The organism is Micromonospora sp. U56, assembly GCF_018070095.1.
GTDB classification, from domain to species: Bacteria; Actinomycetota; Actinomycetes; order Mycobacteriales; family Micromonosporaceae; genus Micromonospora; species Micromonospora purpureochromogenes.
On record NZ_JAGPYL010000030.1, the window covers coordinates 40,199 to 55,593 of the forward strand.

Annotated in this window: 13 protein-coding genes; 8 read left to right on the top strand and 5 right to left on the bottom strand. The window is 73.2% G+C overall.

Annotation, left to right across the window (positions count from 1 at the left end):
- The first annotated feature begins 21 nt into the window (after nucleotides 1-21).
- The 4 genes from KBX37_RS13335 (at nucleotide 22) to KBX37_RS13350 (ending at nucleotide 2,796) form a co-directional block, all read left to right on the top strand.
- The gene (locus KBX37_RS13335) at nucleotides 22-516 is read left to right on the top strand and encodes a SigE family RNA polymerase sigma factor (protein ID WP_210776212.1); all 495 of its coding nucleotides are present in this window, start codon (nucleotides 22-24) and stop codon (nucleotides 514-516) included.
- Nucleotides 513-1,547 carry a hypothetical protein gene (locus KBX37_RS13340; protein WP_210776213.1) on the top strand — a complete coding sequence of 345 codons (1,035 nt, stop codon included), beginning with the start codon at nucleotides 513-515 and terminating at the stop codon, nucleotides 1,545-1,547. Before KBX37_RS13335 ends, KBX37_RS13340 begins: the two co-directional genes overlap by 4 nt.
- Before the next feature lie 52 nt (nucleotides 1,548-1,599).
- Nucleotides 1,600-1,926 (top strand): hypothetical protein, encoded by a 327-nt coding sequence (locus KBX37_RS13345; RefSeq protein ID WP_210776214.1) that lies wholly within the window; start codon nucleotides 1,600-1,602, stop codon nucleotides 1,924-1,926.
- Between the two features lie 66 nt (nucleotides 1,927-1,992).
- Nucleotides 1,993-2,796, top strand: coding sequence for an alpha/beta hydrolase (locus KBX37_RS13350; protein ID WP_210776215.1), 804 nt, complete (start codon nucleotides 1,993-1,995; stop codon nucleotides 2,794-2,796).
- A 3-nt stretch (nucleotides 2,797-2,799) separates the two neighbouring features.
- Here KBX37_RS13350 and KBX37_RS13355 read toward each other — a convergent pair whose 3' ends face one another.
- The 5 genes from KBX37_RS13355 to mce all read right to left on the bottom strand — a co-directional run bounded on the left by KBX37_RS13355 (nucleotide 2,800) and on the right by mce (nucleotide 10,790).
- Nucleotides 2,800-3,861: an AI-2E family transporter gene (locus tag KBX37_RS13355; protein ID WP_210776226.1), complete on the bottom strand. Its 1,062-nt coding sequence runs from the start codon at nucleotides 3,859-3,861 to the stop codon at nucleotides 2,800-2,802.
- A gap of 938 nt (nucleotides 3,862-4,799) precedes the next feature.
- Entirely contained in the window at nucleotides 4,800-6,896 is a 2,097-nt protein-coding gene (locus KBX37_RS13360) for a hypothetical protein (RefSeq protein ID WP_210776216.1), read from the bottom strand.
- A gap of 178 nt (nucleotides 6,897-7,074) precedes the next feature.
- The gene (locus tag KBX37_RS13365) at nucleotides 7,075-8,334 is read right to left on the bottom strand and encodes a DivIVA domain-containing protein (RefSeq protein ID WP_210776217.1); all 1,260 of its coding nucleotides are present in this window, start codon (nucleotides 8,332-8,334) and stop codon (nucleotides 7,075-7,077) included.
- 278 nt (nucleotides 8,335-8,612) lie between these two features.
- Nucleotides 8,613-9,968, bottom strand: coding sequence for a crotonyl-CoA carboxylase/reductase (gene ccrA, locus KBX37_RS13370; protein ID WP_210776227.1), 1,356 nt, complete (start codon nucleotides 9,966-9,968; stop codon nucleotides 8,613-8,615).
- A gap of 345 nt (nucleotides 9,969-10,313) precedes the next feature.
- Entirely contained in the window at nucleotides 10,314-10,790 is a 477-nt protein-coding gene (gene mce, locus KBX37_RS13375; protein ID WP_210776218.1) for a methylmalonyl-CoA epimerase, read from the bottom strand.
- A 62-nt stretch (nucleotides 10,791-10,852) separates the two neighbouring features.
- Between mce and KBX37_RS13380 the strand changes: the two genes are divergently transcribed.
- From KBX37_RS13380 to KBX37_RS13395, 4 genes are all read left to right on the top strand, one after another.
- Nucleotides 10,853-12,052 carry an acetyl-CoA C-acetyltransferase gene (locus KBX37_RS13380; protein WP_210776219.1) on the top strand — a complete coding sequence of 400 codons (1,200 nt, stop codon included), beginning with the start codon at nucleotides 10,853-10,855 and terminating at the stop codon, nucleotides 12,050-12,052.
- Between the two features lie 55 nt (nucleotides 12,053-12,107).
- Entirely contained in the window at nucleotides 12,108-13,112 is a 1,005-nt protein-coding gene (meaB, locus tag KBX37_RS13385; RefSeq protein ID WP_210776220.1) for a methylmalonyl Co-A mutase-associated GTPase MeaB, read from the top strand.
- A gap of 83 nt (nucleotides 13,113-13,195) precedes the next feature.
- Nucleotides 13,196-13,600 (top strand): Asp23/Gls24 family envelope stress response protein, encoded by a 405-nt coding sequence (locus tag KBX37_RS13390; RefSeq protein ID WP_210776221.1) that lies wholly within the window; start codon nucleotides 13,196-13,198, stop codon nucleotides 13,598-13,600.
- A 92-nt stretch (nucleotides 13,601-13,692) separates the two neighbouring features.
- Entirely contained in the window at nucleotides 13,693-15,381 is a 1,689-nt protein-coding gene (locus KBX37_RS13395; RefSeq protein WP_210776222.1) for a methylmalonyl-CoA mutase, read from the top strand.
- The last annotated feature ends 14 nt before the right edge of the window (nucleotides 15,382-15,395 follow it).

Genomic DNA, 15,395 nt, shown 5'->3' on the forward strand with positions numbered 1-15,395 from the left:
CCGTGACGGCGTCTTGAGGGTGTGACCTTCGAGGAGTACGTCAGCAGCCGCGGCCCGGCGCTCGTCCGCCTGGCCCGGCTGCTGACCGGTGACGAGCACCGCGCCGAGGACCTCACCCAGGACGTGCTGGCCCGTGCCTACGTGCACTGGCGCAGGATCGCCCGCGCCGACCACCCGGACGTCTACGTGCGCCGGATGCTGGTCAACGCCAACACCTCCTGGTGGCGCCGGCGGTCCAGTCACGAGCTGGCCACGGCGGAGTTCGCCGAGCTCCCGCACCGTGGCGACCTCGGCGGCGAGGCGGCCGAACGGGACGAGCTGTGGCGGATGATCCTCGCGCTGCCCGACCGCCAGCGGGCGGTGCTGGTGCTGCGCTACTACGAGGATCTCGACGACGGGACGATCGCGCAGATACTCGACTGCTCGCCGGTCACCGTCCGCACCCACGCGATGCGGGCGCTCACCCAGCTGCGGGGGCGCTACGGCGTCCCCACCACCAACGGGAGCCGGCCGTGACGGACCTGGACCAGCGGATCGCCAGCACACTGCGGGAACGCGCCGAGGGCGCGGTGGACACCGACCTGTTGACGGCCCGGGCGGTCGGCGCGGGACGGGCCCGGCGGCGCCGTCGCCGGGTCGGTGCGGGCGCGGCGCTCGGACTGGTGGCGGTGCTCGGCTTCGGGGTCACCACGGGCGGGCTGCCGGTGCCGACACCCTCGCCGGCCGCTGCCCCGGTCGCCCCGCCCCGGGCCCCGGACGCGCCGGTCGCGGCCGCCGCGCCGGAACTGGTCGGCACCGACGCGGGCGTGCTGCACTTCGGGGTGGACACCACCCGGGCGCGCTACCTCGGCTGGGAGTCCGGGCGCGGGGTGGAGAGCGTCCTGGTGGAGGTCGCCGGCGGGCGTCGCGTGGCGATCGACGTAGCGCCCGGCCCGGTCGAGGTCGAGCGGTCCCGCCACGAGGGGATGAGCTACGGCCCGGACCGGACCGCGTCGGCCGACTTCGACGGCCGGGTCGAACGGCTCCCGCCGGCCGGCCCGGGCGGCCAGCCGGGCTGGGTGCTGCGCTGGCGGATCGGCCCGCTGCACGCCCGGGCCATCACCGTCGGCCCGGACGACACCGCGGTACGGACCGCCGTCGGGGCGCTGCGGATGGACCGCGCCCACCGGTGCCCCGCCCCGCTGCGGCTCACCACGCTGCCGGCCGACGCGTTCCTGGCGCGCTGCGCGGTGAACATGGTCAACTTCCCCGACTCGGTGGACGTCACCCTCACCGTCGGCGCGCCCGGGGAGAAGCTGATGGACGTCCGCCTGGAGCGTCACTCGGAATTCGACGGGGGCCGGGCCACGGGTAACCGGACGATCGGCGGCAGACCGGCCTACCTCCACCCGGGGGGCGAGGAGTTGGAGCTGCTCGGCATTCCCAAGGCGCACCTCACCGCCCGTTTCGGCCCGGCACCCCAGGGGTTCACCGAGGCGGACGCGGCCACGGTGCTGGGCGGGGCGCGGATCGCAGACGACCTCACCCGGCCGGAGAGCTGGGACTGACCCGGCACCGGCCGGCGGAGCATCCCGCCGGCCGGACCGTACGCTGGAAAGCGTGAGCCCTCGTCGCAACCGTCCTCGCCGGGACGACGCCGCCCACCTGGACTCCGACCGCGTCCGGCAGGGCGTCGCCTCGGTGCAGCAGTGGCGCGACGGCGAGTGGCAGGTACGCGGGATCGGCGGCGGCGCGTCCACCAAGACGTACCGTTGCCCGGGCTGTGACCAGGAGATCCGCCCCGGGGTGGCGCACCTGGTGGCCTGGCCGGCGGACGGCACCGGCGACCTCACCGACCGTCGGCACTGGCACAGCGGCTGCTGGCGGGCCCGGGACCGGCGCGGCCCGGGAATCCAACGCGGGCGCAGCGCGCCGAAGTACGGCTGAGCGATCTGGATCACCCTGTTTCCGCCCGGGCGGGCGGCGGCGGTGAAGTCGCGCCAGACTTGAGCGGTGAGCACACCGATCCGCGCGTCGTCGATCCTGCCCGGCCACCGGGAGGACATCGAGCTGCACACCGCCGACGGCCTGCGCCTGGTCGGTGAGCTGGCCCGGCCGGTCGACCGGGAGCCGGTGGCCACCCTGGTCTGCCTGCACCCGCTGCCCACCCACGGCGGGATGATGGACAGCCACGTCTTCCGCAAGGCGGCCTGGCGGCTGCCGGCCCTGGCCGACCTGGCCGTGCTCCGGTTCAACACCCGGGGCACCAGCAGCGTCCGCGGCACCAGCGAGGGCGCCTTCGACGCCGCAGTGGGGGAGCGGTTCGACGTCGCCGCCGCGATCGAGTACGCCGAGTTCCACGAGCTGCCGAACATCTGGCTGGTGGGCTGGTCGTTCGGCACCGACCTGGCCCTGAAGCACGGCTGCGACCCGGCGGTGGCCGGCGCCATCCTGCTCTCCCCGCCGCTGCGCTTCTCCGAGCCGGCGGATCTCGCGGCCTGGGCCGAGGCGGGCACCCCGCTCACCGCGCTGGTGCCCGAGTTCGACGACTACCTGCGGCCGGACGAGGCGCGGGAGCGCTTCGCGGCGGTGCCGCAGGCCGAGGTGGTCGGGGTGCCCGGCGCGAAGCACCTCTGGGTGGGCGACGCCGAGACGGTGCTGGACGAGATCGTCCGGCGGGTCAACCCGGCGGTGCCGCTGCCGCTGCCCACCACCTGGGACGGCCCGATGGAGACCGGCGACGTCAGCGCGTACGCCGACCGTACGGTGGCCTCCTTCGCCGACACGCCCGTCCCGGGCCCGGCGGCGCGGGACTGAGGGTCAGCGGGCCTCCTGCCGGGGCAGCACCACCTCGCGCAGGATGAGCTGGAGCGCCGCCACCGTCGGGATGGCGATCAGCGCGCCGACCACGCCGATCAGCGCCACCCCCAGCAGCGCGGCGAGCAGGGCGGCCACCTCGTTGACCTCCACCGACCGCCGCATCACCTTCGGGTAGATCAGGTAGTTCTCCACCTGCTGGTAGATCAGGAAGAAGGCCACGCAGGCGATCCCCGTCGGCAGCCCGGTGGCGAACCCGACCAGGGCGACGATCACCGCGCCGAGGGTGGCGCCGATCTGCGGGATCAGGTCGGTCACGGCGACGACCACGGCCAGCGCGAACGGGTACGGCAGCCCGACCACCAGCGCGAAGGCGAAGGTGCTCACGCCGGCCAGCACGGCGATGCTCAGCGCGCCCACCATGTACGCCCCGACCTTGGTCAGGATCGCGTCGCCGATGAGGCTGACCCGCTGCCGCCGCGAGCGGGGAACCAGCCCGTACGCCAGGGCGCGCAGCTTGTCGAAGTAGACCAGGAAGTAGATGGTCAGCACCAGCACGGTGAGCGCCCGGAGCAGGGTGCCGAAGATGAGCTGGGCGCCGCCGAGCACACCGCCGAGCGCCCGGCCCACGGTGTCGGCGTTCGCCGCCGACTGCACGCGCTCCATCACGTCGTACCGTTCCACCAGGTCGTTGACCGTGCGACTGCGCCGCAACTCCTCGACGTAGCTGGGGATCTGTTCGACGAACTCCCCGGTCTGCGTCACCACCGGCGGCACGAGCGCCACCAGGCCGCCGGCGATCAGCAGCACCAGGGTGAGCACCACCGTCGCCACCGCGAGACCGTGCGGCACTCTCCAGGAGCGCAACCGGACCACCGCCGGGTTGAGCCCGACCGCCAGGAAGAGCGCGATGACCACCAGGACGAGGATGCCGCCGGCGTTGCGGACGCCCAGATAGAGCGTGTACGCCAGCAGCACGCCGAGCGCACCGGTGAAGCCGACCAGGAAGCTGCTCCGCCGCAGCGGCCGCCCCGGCTGGCCGTAGCGCCCCGAGGGGGTCGCCACCGGAGCGGCCGGTTCGAATTCCGTCGGGTCGGCGTCGGTCGAGGTGGCCGCGTCCGCGCCGGCCGCGGGCCGTTCCCCGGCGGGCTCGAAGTCCGTCGGGTCCCCGTCGGTCGACGGGTGCTCCCCGTCGCGCTGGGTGCGTCTCCCGCCGGGCGTGGTGGGTCGGGCGGCGGCGTCGTCCCGAAATTCGCCCTCCACCGGTTCGTCCTGTCCCACTCGACCTCCCCGGATCGCGCCCCGGCGGTACGCCGGAAGCTGTCGGACCGTCCCGGCCCGAGCCCCGGGCCGGCCCCCTGCCCGGAGGGTAGTGGCCGGCAGGTGCCCGAGCCAGCCCCGCCCGCAATGTCCGGCCGCCCTCCAGGCCTGTCGGACCAGCCACGCTCCGCCGACCGGTCCTCGGCTGGACAACCTTCCGCCCGGGCGGTCCGTCCTGGCCGGGTTGCGTTGCCGACCGCGGTCCGTCATCTCACCTGGAGAGTCGCACCGCGCCGGGCCCCCCCGACGGTCCAGTCGGCTCCTTCGCTCTGCTGCCCGACCGGCAACACTGGGAGCGCCGCTGTTGCCGGGACCGCAGCAGAGCAAAGCGTGTGGCGGAGGGGTGTCGTCGGGGCCGGTTCGCCACGACGCTGGCGGGGTCGGGACCGCAGCGGGGTCGGGACCGTCGTGGGCCGCGACGGTGGCGGGCTGGACGGCCGTAAGTCGGGACCATCGTGAGTCGCGATTGTGGCGGGGCTGGGACGGCTGTGGATCGGGACGATCGTGAGCCGCGTCGAGGCGGTTCAGGACCCGGGACAGGCTCAGGACTTCGGCGGGGCAGGGCGATCCGGTCCGGCCTGATGGCGAGGCAAACGGCCGGATACCGCCCGGGGCCGGGCGAGTCCTGGCCCAGCTCGGCCGGGCGGCCGTTCCGGCGCTCGCCGCCGCCGGAACGGCCCCGGTCACTCCGACTCGGCGGTGACCTTGCTCGGCTTGGCGCCGCGCTCGTCGGTGGTCGGCTTGGTCGGCCGCTTGCCGTTCTCGCCGGTGCTGGTGATCTTGGTCGGGGTGGCCTCGCGGCCGCCCGTGCCGGGCACCGCGGCCACCGTCGGCCCCCCGTCGACACCGGCGCTGGCCGTGCCACCGTCCACGGTGGTCACCGGCTCGGCCACCGGGCGCGCCTTGGGCTTCGCCCCGCCCGTGCCGGCGACCGGCTCGGCCTTCGGCCTGGCCCCGTCCGTGTCCGGCGCGGTCTTCGCGCCGTCGCCGGTGACTCGCGCACCATCGGCGATGGCCCGCACGGCGTCGGCCTTGGGCTTCGCGCCGTCGCCGGTGGGTTTCGCGCCGTCGGTGCTCGGAGTGACGCCGGCGAGCGCCGGAGCGGCACCGTCCGTCGTCGGTACGGCCGCCGTCCCGGTGACCTTCCGGAGCTGGAGTTCGGTGATCTGCCGCTCGAGCTCGTCGGACTCCTGCCGCGCCTGCCAGGTCTCCTGACGCAGGTCAGCGAGCTGCTGCTGGGCCTGCGCGATCTCCAGCATCACCTCGGCGAGCTGCTGCCGGCCCGCCGCCGCCTCCTGCTGCGTCGCGGCCAGGTGCTGCTGGGTGGTGGCCAGGTGCTGCTGGGTGGTGGCGGCGTACTCCTCGAACTGCCGGCGGGACGCCGCGACGTGCTCGTCGGCCTTGCGGCGCTTGTCGGCCGACTCCGTCTCGGCCCGCTGGAGCAGCGTGGTGGCCTCCTCCTCGGCCCGGCGGCGCATGGTGAGCGCGTCGACCTCGGCGGACCGACGGACCTCGGCGGCGCCCTGCTCGATCTCGTCGCGGCGCGCCGTCCACTCCCGCTCCAGCTGGTCGTGGCGGGTCTTGTGCTGCTTCTCCAGCTCGTCGCGGCGCTTGGCGTACTCCTGCTCGATGGCGGCGCGACGCTGCGCCAGCTCCCGGTCGGCGGCCTCCCGCCGGCCGTTGACCTCCTTCTCCACGCCCGCCCGCCAGGCGCCCAGCTCCTGCTGCGTCTGAGCGCGGGCGTGCTGCACGTACGCCTCGGTCTCGCTGCGCATCCGCTGCACGTACGCCTCGGTCTCGGCGCGGCTGCGCTTGGCCGTCTCGGCGGCCTCCGTGGTCAGCCGGTGCGCCTCCTGCCGGGCCCGGCCCCGGGTGCCCTTCGCGGCCTCCTCGGCGTCGTCGGTGATCCGCTTCGCCTCCTGGAGGGCCTTGGCGTGGGTGGCCCGCCCGGCCTCGGCCGCCGACTCGGTGAGCCGCTTGGCCTCCTGCTGGGCCTTGGCGTGCACCTCCTTGGCCGCCTCGCGCAGCTCGGTGGCCTCCTGCTGCGCCTTCGCCAGCGCCTCTTTGGCCGTCTCGCGCAGCTTGGTGGCCTCCTGCTGGGCCCGGCTGTGGATCTCCTTGGCCGTGTCGCGGAGCTGGGTGGCCTCCTGCTGCGCCTTCGTCAGCGCCTCCTGGGCGGCGGCGCGCAGCCGGGTCGACTCGTCCTGGGCGGTGGCGCGCAGCCGATTCGACTCGTCCTGGGCCGTGGCCCGCAGCCGGGCCGCGTCCTCCTTGGCGCTCTTGAGCGCGGCCGACGCCTCGGCCTTGCGGGCGGCGGTGTGCCGCTCCTCCTCGGCGCGCCGCGCCGCCAACGCGATCTCGAAGTCCTTGAGTGCCCGGGCGGCCTGCTCGCGGGCCTCGTCGATGATGTGCTCGGCGGCGGCGCGACGGGCCTCGATCTCATCGTTGGCGGCGCTCAGGATGGCGTCCGCCTGCTCCTCGGCGAGAGCGAGGATCTGTTCGACCCGGGGCCCCAGGTGCTTGAACGAGGCGCGGTCCACCACGCCGACCTGCTTGCGCACCTGGGCCAGGTCCCGCTGGAGATGCTCGACCTGCCCGGCCAGCTTGTGGATCTGGGTGTACGCCTGTTCCCGCTCGGCCGTCAGGGTCGCGATCTCGTGCTCCGCACGAGCGACGTACCGGTCGACCTGTCGTTTCTCGTACCCCCGCAGGGCGGACTCGAAGCTGGGCTCCGTGGTCACGTCCCCGCCGAGAGCGAACAGTTCCTCGCCGTGCGACATGCCCCCATCCTCACACGCATCCGGTCCTGCTGGGGCGATACGGACGCCCCTGTTGCGACCTACTTCATCACGGTCGTACCGGCCGTATCAGGGGTTGGGAAACGCATACGGCGCGGGGTGCCACCGGTCACCCGGTGTCACCCCGCGCCGTGAACTCATGCCCCGACGGTGCGGTGGGTCAGCTGGCCGTCTCCGCGGTCGCCCGCTGCTCGGTGCCGGCGGCCTCCGGCTTCGCCGGCGCGGCGGCCGGCGGCTGCGCCGGCACACCCGGCACGATGCCGGCCAGGCCGGAGAGCATCTGGCCGAGCTGGGAGGTGACGGCGTCCTTCTGGCGGGTGAGGTCCTCGACCTCGCGGCGGGCCGCCTGGGTGGTCAGCTCCGCCTCGGTGCGCGCCTCGGTGAGCAGCCGGTTCGCCTCGGACTTGGCCTCGTTGAGGGTCTTCTCGGCCAGCGCCTTGGCCTTGTCGACGGTCTCGTTGGCGGTGCGCTCCGACTCGACCCGGCGGGCCTCGGCGCGCTGCTCGATCTCCTTGGCGCGCTCCTGGGCGGCGCGGGCCCGCTGCTCGGCCTCGCCGACCAGCTTCTGGGTCTGCGCGACCTGCGCGGCGTGCCGCTCGGACTCCTCGCGCTCGGCCTTCTCGCGGCGCTCGGCGAGCTGCAGCTCCAGGGCCTGGAGGTCCTTGTCCCGCTTGTCGCGGGCGTCGGTGAGCAGCTTGGTCGCCTCGGCCCGCTTCTCCTCGGCCTCGCGCGCGGCCTTGGCCCGCTGCTGGGTGATCTCCCGCTCGGCGGTGGCGCGCAGGGTGGCGACCTCCCGCTCGACCGTGGACTTCAGCTCGGCCACCTCGTGCGCGGTGACCGTACGCAGCTGCTTGGTCTCCCGGTCGGCGTCGGCGCGCAGGGTGTCGGCCTCGCGGCGGGCCTGCACGCGGACCTCGGCGGCCTCGCGCTCGGCGGTGGTGCGGACGTTGCCGGCCTCCCGCTCGGCGGTGGCCTTCATCGCCGCCGCCTCGGCGCGCGCCTTGTCGGTGATCTCCCGGGCCTCCAGGCGGGCCGCGGAAAGGATGCCCTCCGACTCGCGCTTGGCCTCGTTGCGGTGGTCGTTGGCCTGCTCCTCGGCCAACCGCAGGATCTGCTCGACGCGAGTGCCCAGGCCGGAGAGGGTCGGCCGGCTGTTCTCCTCGAGCTGCTTGCTGGTGTCGGTGAGCTTCTGCTCGAGCGCGCTCTGGCGCTGCTCGGCCTGGCGGAGCCGGCGCTGGGCGTCGTTCATCCGCTGCTCGGCCTCGGCGCGGGCCTGCTCGGACTGGGTCAGCGCGGCGGTCATCCGGCCGATGAAGTCATCGACCTGGTGGGTGTTGTATCCGCGCAGGCCGACGGTGAAATCTGGCTGCGAGTTCGCGTTATCGAAGAACGCGAGAGGGGAGGACTGCTGCTGGGGCATTGGGACATACTCGCAGACCCCCCGGGGTCGTTCGCAAGAGCGGTCCCGACCTTTCGTGTCCTCATTACATGGTCAACTTCTACGCTCGTCGAGACCGGACCAATCGGCGATCTTGGCAGGTCCCGGGCGGGCCGAGGTCACGCCGAGTGAGCGGGAAAAGGGCCGCGGGGGATGCCCGCGGCCCTTTGTCCGTCGTCACTCGAATGGGGGTGCGCCGCCCATGTGGAAAGGCAATGGCCGCCTCACCGCAATGGGCATGCCGGCATCACCCGGACGGCTCAGTGGCCGCGGAACCGGTTGATCGCGTCCTCGTGCCGGGAGCGCAGCGCGGTGTCCCGGACGCCCAGCCCGTCGGTGGGGGCGAGGCAGCGCACGCCGACCTTGCCCTGGTGGGCGTTGCGGTGCACCTCGTACGCCGCCTGGCCGGTCTGCTCCAACGGGTACGTCCGCGACACCGTCGGGTGGATCAGGCCGAGGGACACCAGCCGGTTCGCCTCCCACGCCTCGCGGTAGTTGGCGAAGTGGCTGCCGACGATCCGCTTGAGGTGCATCCACAGGTAACGGTTGTCGTACTGGTGCTGGTAGCCGCTGGTGGAGGCGCAGGTGACGATGGTGCCGCCCTTCTTGGCCACGTAGACGCTGGCGCCGAAGGTCTCCCGGCCGGGGTGCTCGAAGACGATGTCCGGGTCCTCGCCGCCGGTCAGTTCGCGGATCCGCTCGCCGAAGCGGCGCCACTCGTCCTGGTCCTGGGTCTGCTCGTCCTTCCAGAACCGGAAGCCCTCGGCGGTGCGGTCGATCACCAGCTCGGCGCCCATCTTCCGGCACAGCTCGGCCTTCTCCGGCGACGAGACCACGCAGACCGGGATCGCGCCGCCGTTGAGCGCCATCTGGGTGGCGTAGCCGCCCAGGCCGCCCGAGGCGCCCCAGATCAGCACCACGTCGCCCTGCTTCATGTTGGCGCCGTGGTGCGAGACCAGCTGCCGGTACGCGGTCGAGTTGACCAGCCCGGGGCTGGCCGCCTCCTCCCAGCTCAGGTGGCGCGGCTTGGGCATCAGCTGGTTGGCCTTGACCACGCACAGCTCGGCCAGGCCGCCGAAGTTGGTCTCGAAGCCCCAGATCCGCTGCTGCGGGTCGAGCATGGTGTCGTCGTGGCCGGCCGCGTCCTCCAGCTCCACCGAGAGGCAGTGCGCGACGACCTCGTCGCCGGCCTTCCACTTGGTCACGCCGGGACCGGTGCGCAGCACCACGCCCGCCGCGTCCGAACCCACCACGTGGTACGGCAGGTCGTGCCGGCGGGTCAGCTCGGAGAGCCGGCCGTAGCGCTGGAGGAACTTGAAGGTCGGCAGCGGCTCGAAGATGCTGGTCCAGACCGTGTTGTAGTTGATGGCGCTGGCCATCACCGCGACCAGGGCCTCGCCCGGGGCGAGCTCCGGGGTGGGCACCTCCTGCAGGTGCAGGGCCTTGCGCGGGTCCTTGTCGCGGGTGGCCATCCCGTCGAACATCCGGGTGTCCTCGGCCCGGACGACCATGCCGCGGTAGGTCTCCGGTACCGGCAGTCCGGCGAGACCGGCGAGTTCGCGCTCCGGCCGGTCGGAGCCTTCCGCCGCCATGATCGCTTCGAGGATGTCCTGCACGGTGACCTCCCGTTCGTCCGCACCCACGCCGGGGGCAGGGGGTGCTGCCATCGTCGGCGCCGGTGCGACCGACCGCCATGTCGGCAATCGACACATCCGGCACCGGTCGCGCTCCTTGTTGGGCCGGGACGTTACTGAACGGTAGCTAGGGCCGGAAGTCCTGTGTGAAAAACTGCATTGGCCGGTGCGTGGAGGTGTCCGCGCCGCACCCGTACCGCGCACCCGTGCGCTCCGCCGCGTTGCGGGGGCCGGCCGGCGGGGTCCGCCGGCGTTCGCGGCGGGTCGCGGTGTCCGGCGACGGGGACACCGCGACCCGCCGCAAACGGCGGAACAGGCGGGCGGGGGTCAGTGGGCGTCGGCGGCCGGTTCGACCAGCTCGACCAGGACGCCGCCGGCGTCCTTGGGGTGCACGAAGTTGATCCGGGAGTCGGCGGTGCCGCGCTTCGGCTTCTCGTAGAGCAGCCGTACGCCCCGCTCGCGCAGCGCGGCGCAGGCGGCGTCGATGTCGACCACCGTGTACGCCACCTGCTGCACGCCCGGCCCGTTGCGGTCCAGGAACTTCGCGATGGTCGACTCCGGGGTCAGCGGGGCGAGCAGCTGCACGCAGCCGCCCTCGGTGGTCGGGCCGACGGCGAGCATCGCCTCGCGTACGCCCTGCTCGGTGTTGGTCTCGACGTGCACGCAGCGCATGCCGAAGGTGCGCTGGTAGAAGTCGATCGCGGCGTCGAGGTCGGCGACCGCGACCCCGACGTGGTCGATGCGGCGCAGGCCGATGTCTGTGACATAGTCGGCAGCGGGCTCGACGGGGGAGTTCTCAGCCATGGCGCTAGTCTGACCGAACAATCGTTAAGGCGTACAGGTCGGCACCCCCTCGGAGGCAGGCAATGGCTTCGGTGATCATCAGCGGCGCGCGGACCCCCATGGGGCGCCTGCTGGGCAACCTCAAGGATCTCCCGGCGACGAAGCTCGGCGGCGTCGCGATCAAGGCGGCGTTGGAGCGCGCCGGCGTCGCTCCGGACCAGGTGCAGTACGTGATCATGGGGCAGGTGCTCCAGGCCGGCGCCGGGCAGATCCCGGCCCGGCAGGCGGCGGTCGAGGCCGGCATCCCGATGTCCGTGCCGGCGCTGACCATCAACAAGGTCTGCCTCAGCGGCCTGGACGCGATCGCCCTGGCCGACCAGCTCATCCGGGCCGGTGAGTTCGACATCGTGGTGGCCGGCGGCATGGAGTCGATGACCAACGCCCCGCACCTGCTGCTCGGCCAGCGCTCGGGCTACAAGTACGGCGACGTCACGATCAAGGACCACATGGCGCTCGACGGGCTGACCGACGCCTGGGACTGCTGCGCGATGGGCGAGTCCACCGAGAAGCACGGCGTGCGGCACGGCATCACCCGCGAGGAACAGGACGCGTTCGCCGCGACCAGCCACCAGCGGGCCGCCGCCGCGCAGAAGAACGGCTACTTCGCCGACGAGATCGCCCCGGTGGTCATCCCGCAGCGCAGGGGTGAGCCGCTGGTGATCAGCGAGGACGAGGGCATCCGTCCCGACACCACGGCCGAGTCGCTGGCGAAGCTGCGCCCGGCGTTCACCAGGGACGGCACCATCACCGCCGGCAGCTCCTCGCCGATCTCCGACGGCGCCGCCGCCGTGGTCGTGATGAGCAAGGCCAAGGCCAAGGAGCTGGGGCTGACCTGGCTGGCCGAGATCGGCGCGCACGGCAACGTCGCGGGGCCGGACAACTCGCTGCACTCGCAGCCGTCCAACGCCATCCAGCACGCCCTCAAGAAGGGCGGGCTGAGCGTCTCCGACCTGGACCTGATCGAGATCAACGAGGCGTTCGCCCAGGTCGGCATCCAGTCGGCCCGCGACCTCGGGGTCAGCCCGGACAAGGTCAACGTCAACGGCGGCGCGATCGCGCTGGGCCACCCGATCGGCATGTCCGGCGCCCGGCTGGTGCTCACCCTCGCGCTAGAGCTCAAGCGCCGGGGCGGCGGCACCGGCGCGGCCGCGCTCTGCGGCGGTGGCGGTCAGGGTGACGCACTGATCATCCACGTGCCGGCTGGGGCCGAGAGCCAGCAGTGAGCGCGCGGAGCGAGTCGGTGCTGCGAGCTTCGCAGCCGTGAACAAAGGGACCACAGTGAGCGACGCCGTCGATCACGTCCCGGCGACGGCCACCGGGCCGGTGCGCCGCAGCCGGGACGTACCGATGCTGGTGGAGCGGGCCCGCGCGGGTGACCCCCGCGCGGTGGCCCGGCTGATCACCCTGGTCGAGTCCGGTGACGAGGTGCTGCCGCAGGTGGCGGCGGCCCTCGCGCCGTACGCCGGTCAGGCCCAGGTGGTGGGCCTGACCGGCTCGCCCGGGGTGGGCAAGTCGACCACCACCAACGAGCTGGTGCGGGCGCTGCGGGCGCGCGGTCACCGGGTCGGTGTGCTGGCGATCGACCCGTCCAGCCCGTTCACCGGCGGCGCGATCCTCGGCGACCGGGTCCGGATGCAGGACCACGCCACCGACCCCGGGGTCTACATCCGCTCGATGTCCAGCCGGGGCCACCTCGGCGGGTTGTCCGCGGCCACCCCGCAGGCGGTGCGGGTGCTCGAGGGCGCCGGCTGCGACGTGGTGCTGGTGGAGACCGTCGGCGTCGGCCAGGCCGAGGTCGAGGTGGCCTCGCTCGCCGACACCACCCTGGTCCTGCTGGCCCCCGGCATGGGCGACGCGATCCAGGCGGTCAAGGCCGGCATCCTGGAGATCGCCGACGTCTTCGTGGTCAACAAGGCCGACCGGGACGGCGCCGACGCGACGGTCCGCGACATCCAGGGCATGATCGCCCTCGGTGAGCGCGGGCCCGGCGAGTGGCGTCCGCAGGTGGTCCGCGCGATCGCCGCACGGGCCGAGGGGATCGACGACATCGCCGCCGCCATCGACAAGCACCGCGGCTGGCTGGAGCAGCACGACGAGCTGCGCCGCCGCCGGGAGACGCGGGCCGCCGCCGAGATCGAGGCGATCGCGCTCGGCGCGCTCCGCGCCCGGATCGGTTCACTGCGCGACGGTACGGAGCTGTCGACGCTCGCCGCGAAGGTGGCCGAGGGCGCCCTCGACCCGTACGCCGCCGCGGACGAGCTGCTGGCCCAGCTCGGCTCCTGACCGGTCCACTGCGGACCAGCCCGCCTAGTACGCTCGCACCGCCACATGGCGAGCGTGGGGCTGGACGAGTGGGCGGGTGGATCATGGCTGACGAGGCGACGCAGGAGCTGTCGGTGACTCCGGACGCGGTGGCGGGCGGGACGACGCACGTCTCCGACGAGGTGGTGGAGAAGATCGCGGTGGCCGCCGCCCGGTCCGTGCCCGGGGTGGCCGAGCTCGGGGGCGACGTCGCCCGGTTCTTCAACGCCGTGCTCGACCGGGTCGGCCTGGACCAGGTCGGCGACGCGCGGCGGGGCTGCTCGGCACACGTGACCGACGGCGGGGCGGTGGTCAACCTGGTGCTGGTGATCTCCGCCGGGCACCCGGTGCCGCAGGTGACCGACGCGGTGCGGGCGGCGGTGACGGCGGCGGTCGAGGCGTACGGGCTGCGCGCCGACGAGATCAACATCCGGGTGGACGACGTCGCGCTCGACGCCCCGGCCGGATAAGGTTACCGACCGGTACGAACTTCCTTAGCGATCGTTCAGGACTCCGTTCTACACTCGGTCTTCAGTCGAGGACTCGAGGAGGAGCCCCGCGGATGAACGCCGACGAGATCGCAGCCGGACGGGCACGCTGGCAGGCCCGCTACGACGCCGCGCGAAAGCGGGACGCCGACTTCACCACGCTGTCCGGGATGACCGTCGACCCGGTCTACGGCCCGCCGGAGGGCACCGCGTACCCGGGCTTCGACCGGATCGGCTGGCCGGGCGAGTTCCCGTACACCCGGGGGCTCTACCCGACCGGTTACCGGGGGCGCACCTGGACGATCCGGCAGTTCGCCGGGTTCGGCAACGCCCAGCAGACCAACGAGCGCTACAAGATGATCCTGGGCGCCGGCGGCGGCGGGCTCTCCGTCGCCTTCGACATGCCGACCCTGATGGGGCGCGACTCCGACGACCCGCAGTCGCTCGGCGAGGTCGGCCACTGCGGCGTCGCGGTGGACACCGCCGCCGACATGGAGACGCTCTTCGACGGCATCGACCTGGCCGGCGTCACCACCTCGATGACCATCTCCGGCCCGGCCGTGCCGGTCTTCTGCATGTACCTGGTCGCCGCCGAGCGGCAGGGCGTCGACCTGTCCAAGCTGGACGGGACGCTGCAGACGGACATCTTCAAGGAGTACATCGCGCAGAAGGAGTGGCTCTTCGACCCCGAGCCGCACCTGCGCCTGATCGGCGACCTGATGGAGTACTGCGCCCGGGAGATCCCGCGGTACAAGCCCCTCTCGGTCTCCGGCTACCACATCCGCGAGGCCGGGGCGACCGCCGCGCAGGAGTTGGCGTACACCCTGGCCGACGGGTTCGGCTACGTCGAGCTGGGGCTCAGCCGCGGGCTGGACGTCAACGTCTTCGCCCCGGGCCTGAGCTTCTTCTTCGACTCGCACGTCGACTTCTTCGAGGAGATCGCCAAGTTCCGCGCCGCCCGCCGGATCTGGGCCCGCTGGCTGCGCGACGTCTACGGCGCGACCAGCGAGAAGGCGCTCTGGCTGCGGTTCCACACCCAGACCGCCGGGGTGTCGCTGACCGCCCAGCAGCCGGTCAACAACGTGGTACGGACCGCCGTGGAGGCGCTTGCCGCGGTGCTCGGCGGGACCAACTCGCTGCACACCAACGCCCTCGACGAGACCCTGGCCCTGCCCACCGACGAGTCCGCCGAGATCGCCCTGCGTACCCAGCAGGTGCTGATGGAGGAGACCGGCGTGGTCAACGTCGCCGACCCGCTCGGCGGCTCCTGGTACGTCGAGGCGCTCACCGACAAGATCGAGGCCGAGGCGGAGGAGATCTTCGCCCGGATCCGGCAGCTCGGCGGCGAGGGCCCGCACCAGATCGGCCCGATGACCTCCGGCATCCTGCGCGGCATCGAGGACGGCTGGTTCACCGGTCACATCGCCGAGTCGGCCTTCGTCTACCAGCAGGCGCTGGAGAAGGGCGACAAGCGGATCGTCGGCGTCAACTGCCACACCGGCACGGTCGCCAAGGAGCTGGAGATCCTGCGCATCTCGCACGAGGTGGAGCTGGAGCAGCGCCGGGTGCTCGCCGAGCGCAAGGCCGCCCGGGACGACGCCGCCGTCAAGGCCGCCGTCGCCCGGATGGTCGAGGTCGGCCGCACCGGCGAGAACATGATCCCGGCCATGCTGGACGCCGTCCGCGCCGAGGCCACCCTCGGCGAGATCTGCGACGCGCTGCGCGCCGAGTGGGGCGTCTACCGCGAACCCGCCCGCTTCTGACCCCACCCCCACCC